Raw genomic sequence first — 6,278 nt, 5'->3', positions numbered from 1 at the left:
CGTGAGCGGCTTTGGGGGGCCGTTTTCGGGCTGCACGGCCCCGGGCGAACAAGGAGGCATCCCCGAAGCTATAGGGGGCACTGCAGGTAGTCCCCACAACCGCCCAGGCAGGTGCGAAGAGCCGGCCTCCATGTCGCCCGGAGAAACCGCTCCAGGAGGTTTTTACACAGTCTGGGCCTCAGGATGACGTCAGCGTGGGATCGGTTCGGGTGCATCAACCAAATTCCCGGATTTAGTATAAGGTGTTGCCCCGCCTATAGATTCCTCGGGCGACAGGATTCGGTGCGGACGCGATTACGGTGTGGTCGCCCTCGGAATGACAGTTGGAGGGGTCGGATGTCTCGGCGTGCACCGAGCCGCCGCGAGCGAAGCGAGCCCAGGTCCCTCCCCCAGTCGGTTTTGGGGGAGGGACAGGCGCGAAGCGCCAGGGAGAGGGCCCCACCGCGGGCGGCGCCCGGCTACGATGCTTTCCGTGCGGCTCCTCCCCCGAACGGCGACTCCTCGTAGTGCGCGAGCAGATCCGCCGGATCGTCGTAGATGGCCACGGCGTCCTTCAGCGCGTCGTCGTCCCAGCCGCCGCAGCGGAGCGCGACGCAGCGGACGCCCGCGCGGTTCGACGCGGCCACGTCGTACGGCGTATCTCCCAGCATCACCGCATCTTCCGGTGCCGCGTCCGCGTTCTCGAGCGCGGCCTCGACGATGTCGGGGGCGGGCTTGGATGCGTCCGCGTCCGACGACGACGTCTTCGCCTCGATCAGGTCGTCGACGCCGGCCGCCTTCAGCAGCGCGGCCATGTCGTCGCTGCTGGCGGAGGTGGCGACCGCCAGCGTCATCCCATCTCCCCGCAGCTGTTCCAGCAGCTCGCGCGCGCAGGGGAAGGGACGGCACGACGGGAGGTAGCGCTCGCGGAACACCTTCCCCCGCCGCTCCTTGATCTCCTTCCCGAGGTCGCTCTCCTCGGAGAGGCCGGTGAGGCGCGGGAGGACGCGGTCGCCGCCCATCCCGATCATCCGCCGCACCTCGCCGAAGGCCACCTCGTAGCCGAAGTCGCGGCACACGTCCATCCAGGCGTGGGCGTGCGCGTCGTTGGTGTCGATGAGGGTGCCGTCCACGTCCAGGATCACCGCGCGCGGGCGGGTCATCCCTCGCCCTCCAGCGGCTTCAGGCCGGTGAGCGCGGGGCCGTTCAGCACCTCGTCGCCCGTGGGGGAGAAGCGCGAGCCGTGGCAGGGGCAGTCCCAGCTCTTCTCCTCGCTGTTCCAGTGCACGATGCACCCCAGGTGCGTGCAGTTGGCCAGCCGCTCGTGCAGTTGCCCGCCGTCGTCGCGGTACGCGGCGATCTTCCTGGCGCCGCGCTGGAGGATGGCGCCCTCGCCGGGGCGGACCTCCGCGCCGGTGGACACGTCGCCGCCGGTGGGGAGGAGCTCGGTGAGCTTGATCCCCACGTCGAGGTTCTCCTCCAGGAACTGCTTGGCGGAGTCGAACGACAGCGTCTTCCGGCTGGGATCGTACAGCTTCTCCCATGGGTTGGGCCGGCCGAGGACCAGGTCGGAGATGAGGAGTCCGGCGATCGTGCCGTGCGTCATCCCCTGCCCCGAGTCGCCGGTGGCGATGTAGACGTTCTCCTGCGTGGGATCGCGCCCGATGAAGCCCATGTAGTCGACCGGCTCCAGCACCTGGCCGGACCAGTGGTGATCGAAGCTCTCCACCCGGAAGCGCTCGCGCGTCCACGCCTCGATGCGGGCGTAGCGCTGGGCCGCGTCGTCGTGGTGGCCGGTCTTGTGGTCCTCGCCGCCCACGATGAGCCACTCGTGCGCGGGGTCGCCGTCGATGGGCTGCGTGCGGATGTAGTGATAGGGATCCAGCGTGTCCCAGATCAGGATGCGCGGCACCGACCCGGCGGGGACGCGCCCGGCGACCACGAAGGTGCGATACGGCGCCTGCTTGGTGTGGATGGCGAAGCGGTCGTTGATGGGCGAATTGGTGCAGACGACCACCACCGCCGCGGTGACGCTGAACCCCTCGCCGCTCACCTTCGGCCGCGCGCCGCCCTCGATGCCGGAGACGTGGTTGCCTGTGTGGATGCGTCCGCCGGCGGCCTGCACGGCGGTCGTCAGCCCCTCGAGGTATTTCAGGACGTGGAACTGGCCCTGGTCGGGATAGCGCAGCGCGGGCCCGCTCGAGAAGGTGCCCGGGGGAAGAGAGTCCACGATCTCCAGCCCCTGCGCGCCGGCGCGGGTGGCGGCGTCGCGCTCCTTCTCCAGGAACGAGACGTCGCGGTCCGGGCCCAGCACCCAGTAGCCGTCGACGCGGAAGAAGTCGCACTCGATCGCCTCGTCGCGGCAGATGCGCTCGATGGCGTCGACGGCGCCCTGGTGGCTCTCGTAGGCGATGCGGGCACCGTCCTTCCCGTGCACCTTCTCGAGCACCTGGAAGTAGTCGTCCATGGCGCTGGTGAGGTGGGCCGTGGTCTGCCCGCTCTCGCCGCCCCCCACGGCGTTGTCGTCGAGAACGACGACCTGCCGCCCAGCCTTGGCGAGATGGTACGCGACGCTCATCCCCGCGATGCCGGCGCCGACCACCACCACGTCGGCGGTGGCGTCGCCGTCCAGGCGCGGGAACTCGCGCTGCGGGTTGGTCGACTCCCAGACCGACTGCGAACGCTCCGAAGACTTCATCCCCACCTCCCGTTCACGCGTGCGCACCAGCGCGCATCCGACCGGGATGCGCGGCGAGCCGGCGGCGTGCTGCAAGGGGCGTACGCAGCGCGCGCGGGCGATGGGTCACACGCCTGCCCGGGGCCCTCTCCCTGGCGCTGCGCGCCTGTCCCTCCCCCAAAACCGACTGGGGGAGGGACCTGGGCTCGCTTCGCTCGCGGCCACTCAGCGCGCTCCGCAGCTTCGGCGAGCGTCCATGACATGGTTGCAGTTACCACCTCTCCCAGTCGGTTTTGGGAGAGGTCGAAAAGATGAAGGGTCGAGACGGCTGTTACGTCTCGACCCTTCATCTTTTCGGGTGAGGGCCCTATCGGGTGAGGACCTTTTCTCAGCTGCGCACGACCCGCACGCCGCCGCTGCCGGTGTCGATGATCAGCCGTCCCTGGCCGTCGCCGATGGTGCCGGTGAAGTGGTCGCGGGTGGAGCGGCGCACGGTGGAGGGGAAGTCGACGTGGATGCCGCCGCTGCCGGTGTCGCTGTCGGTGTCGGCGCCGAAGTTCGAGGGGAGCGCCAGCACCACGCCGCCCGAGCCGGTATCGATCTTTACGTACTCGGCGTCGCTGCGCAGGCGCAGGTTCACCGAGCCGCTGCCGGTGTCGATGTCCACGTTGCGCGCGTCGACGCCGTCCAGCCGCACGCCGCCGGAGCCCACGTCCACGTGCAGCCGCCCCACCGCCACCCCGGTCCCCTCCACGCCGCCGCTGCCGGTGTCGATGTCCAGCAGCCCCGACGAGCGCACGTTGGTCACGCGCACGCCGCCGGAGCCGGTGTCGAGCCGGACGTTCTCGCCGTCGGCGTCGGTGAGCTCGATGCCGCCGGAGCCGGTGTCGAGGTTCAGCGGGCCGCGCGTGCCGGAGGCGGTGATGGCGGCCGCGTGCGTCATCACCCGCAGGTCGCCGCGCACGTTGCTCACGTCCACGCGGCCGACGGCCTGGTGGATGGCGACGGTGCGCCCGGCGGGAACGAGCACGCGCACGTCGGCCCAGGCGCGCGTGCCGCCGCCCGAGCCGTGGATGCCGACGCGGCGCCCGCGCCCGAACAGCCGCTGGTCGCCGCCGAAGGTGCCGTCGTCGCGCACCTCGACCGTGGTGTTGGACCAGCGGCCCATCGGCGAGTACACCACGCGGTCGCCGGGATAGGACACGGCCAGGTGGCGGAAGCCGTTGGACTCGCCGCGGCGCACGGACAGCTCGCGGGCGTCCTCGCCGCCGCGCGTGAGCTCGACGACCACGGCGCCGCCGCCGCCGGCCTCCACGCGCACGCGGCCGGCGAGGTTGTAGACGGCCACGCGGTCGCCGTCGAGCGTGTAGCGCTCCTGCGCGTGCGCGGGCACCGCCAGCACCGCCGCGGCCGCCGCGCACGTCGCGATCACTGCGTTCCGCATCGCTGTCCTCCGTACGAGGTGGGTTGGGAGAGAGATCATCGGCTTATCGGATGCGGGTGAAGGGGAGATGGTTTGATATCCGGCTCGGCGGATGGGTGGTGGACGATGCGAGTAAACTCGCGGCTGCAACCACACCCAGTCCGCCTTCGCGGACTTCATTTCGTCGCGCACCAACCATCACCGCGCGTCCCACCCATCTTCGCGGCGGCGACACGAAGCCCGTCGCGCGCACCGTCACGTCGGCCGCGCCGATGCCTGTAGTCCGCGAAGGCGGACTTCGTGTAGTTGTAGCCGCGACTTCAGTCGCATCGTCCACCCCAAAACTTCACATCCCTTCAACCCAACCACCGGGCACTGGGCACTGGGCACTGGGCACTGGGCACTGGGCACTTACAGGCTCACCCACCAGTTCACCTTCACCAGGAACACGTTGGTGGCGCGGTAGCGGGAGAGCTCGCCCAGGTCGTGCCAGAGGCGGAAGCGGCCATCGCCCACCGCGCCGTCGCGCGAGTGCGACCAGGCGAAGTACATCGTCGAGCCCAGCCGGTACTCCCAGCGCACCACCGCGTTCAGGTTGAAGGCGCGGTAGTCGAAGTCCGGGTTGTCCCAGGCCAGGTCGCCCGCGGTGTAGTTCCCGTCCCCGTCGCGCGTGGTGGCCAGCGGGGCGAAGCGGTCGCGGAAGCGGTCGGCGCGCGGATCGACCACCTGGCGGAAGCCGCCGTACGTCCCCGCGCTGATGAAGGGCTGCGCGTACATCTGCAGCGACAGCGTGGGCGAGAAGGTCTGGTTCACCCGCGCCGACATCCCCACCGTCTCCTGCCGCAGGTCGGCGAACACGTAGTGCGCCGCGCCCGCGCCGTCGGCCGGCGCGCCGACGTACTGCCATCCCCCCCGGTTGCGCGTGTAGAAGGGGCTGAGGGAGATGGAGGTGCCCGGCGTCGGCCGCCAGTTGGTGTAGACCGAGGCGCTCCAGCTCCGTCCCCCGGTCTCGTCCTCGACCGACCAGTTCAGGTCCAGCGAGCCGCTCAGCTTCTTGCGGTCGTCGCTCCACACGCCGCTCCAGCCGTTGGTGGTCCCCGGGCGCGCGATCGACGGGCCGCCGCGCAGCGCGCCGGTGCTGACCGACGACATGCCGCGCTCCACGCCGCTGTAGAATCCCCAGTAGCTCTTCAGCCGCCACGAGCCGTTGACGTTGCCGCCGCGCGAGATCACGTCGCCGCCGAAGTCGCGGCCGTCCCAGGCGTTCAGGTTCACGTTGAAGGAGCGGAAGGGGCCCACCGGGGTGAACTGGCGGTACTGGAAGTAGCCGGCGTTCATGATCTCGTCGGCATCGCGCTGGTAGCCCAGGTCGTTCACCTCGAAGCCGGGCGAGCGCACGATCCCCAGCACCCCGCCCTGCCAGTGCCCCTTCACCCGCGCCAGCGTGTACGCGCCCGCCCACCCGCCCAGCGACGTGGCGGACGAGTCCACGCGCAGGTAGCCGGCGTCGGGGCGCTGGAAGTAGCGCGCGGGAGATTCCTGCAGGGCCACGATGGCGTCCGTGCTCCCGCGGACGTTGGAGCCGAGGAGGTACCCGTTCGCCATCCACGCGTCGTTCCCCCAGCGGTGCTGGAAGTCGACGCCGCCGGCGAAGGCGTCCGACGGCAGGTCGCCGATTCCCGTGCCCCCCAGCGCGCGGTGGACGGCGGTGCCCACGAAGCCCACCTGCGTGCGCCCGCCGTTCATGTCGCGGCGCGCGCGGAGCACGCCGAAGCCGGTCATCGGCTCCACCACCGCGCGGTCGGCCACGTCTCCGGTGATCGCGCGCCCGCTCTCCTCGGCCGTGAGCGCCGCCAGCGTCCCCACCGACCAGCCGGAGCCCACGCGGCCGGAGAGCTTGGCGGCGCCCAGGATGGTGGTCTGCGAGGGCTGATCGACGAAGTCGCCGTCCATCCCCAGGTGCGGGCTGCGGCCGATGCGGCGCGAATAGAAGAGCGACTCGTTGGCCCCGCTCCCGTCGCCCAGCCCGAGGCCGAAGCGGAAGATGTCGGCGCCCTCGGTGAAGAAGGGGCGCTTCTCGGGGAAGAAGGTCTCGTACTGGCTGAGGTTGACCTGGCTGGGATCGGCCTCCACCTGCCCGAAGTCGGGGTTCACGGTGGCGTCGAGCGTCAGGTCGCTGGTGAGGCCGTACTTGAGGTC

General features: G+C 70.6%; 4 protein-coding genes. All 4 read right to left on the bottom strand.

All coding sequences use genetic code 11. The features are described from left to right. Positions 1-458: 458 nt before the first annotated feature. Complete coding sequence (locus VF092_30450) at positions 459-1,142, bottom strand: HAD family hydrolase (GenBank protein HEX6751653.1); 684 nt, start codon at positions 1,140-1,142, stop codon at positions 459-461. Beyond that, a complete protein-coding gene (locus VF092_30445) occupies positions 1,139-2,677 on the bottom strand; it encodes an FAD-dependent oxidoreductase (protein ID HEX6751652.1) in 1,539 nt (512 codons plus the stop codon). Before VF092_30445 ends, VF092_30450 begins: the two co-directional genes overlap by 4 nt. Positions 2,678-3,044: 367 nt before the next feature. After that, a complete protein-coding gene (locus VF092_30440) occupies positions 3,045-4,100 on the bottom strand; it encodes a DUF4097 family beta strand repeat-containing protein (protein ID HEX6751651.1) in 1,056 nt (351 codons plus the stop codon). Between the two features lie 390 nt (positions 4,101-4,490). After that, positions 4,491-6,278: DUF5916 domain-containing protein (locus VF092_30435; protein ID HEX6751650.1), on the bottom strand; the 1,788-nt coding region annotated here is incomplete at its 5' end.

It is taken from the genome of Longimicrobium sp., assembly GCA_036377595.1.
Taxonomy (GTDB): Bacteria; Gemmatimonadota; Gemmatimonadetes; order Longimicrobiales; family Longimicrobiaceae; genus Longimicrobium.
This window is presented reverse-complemented; position numbering and strand designations above follow the sequence as displayed.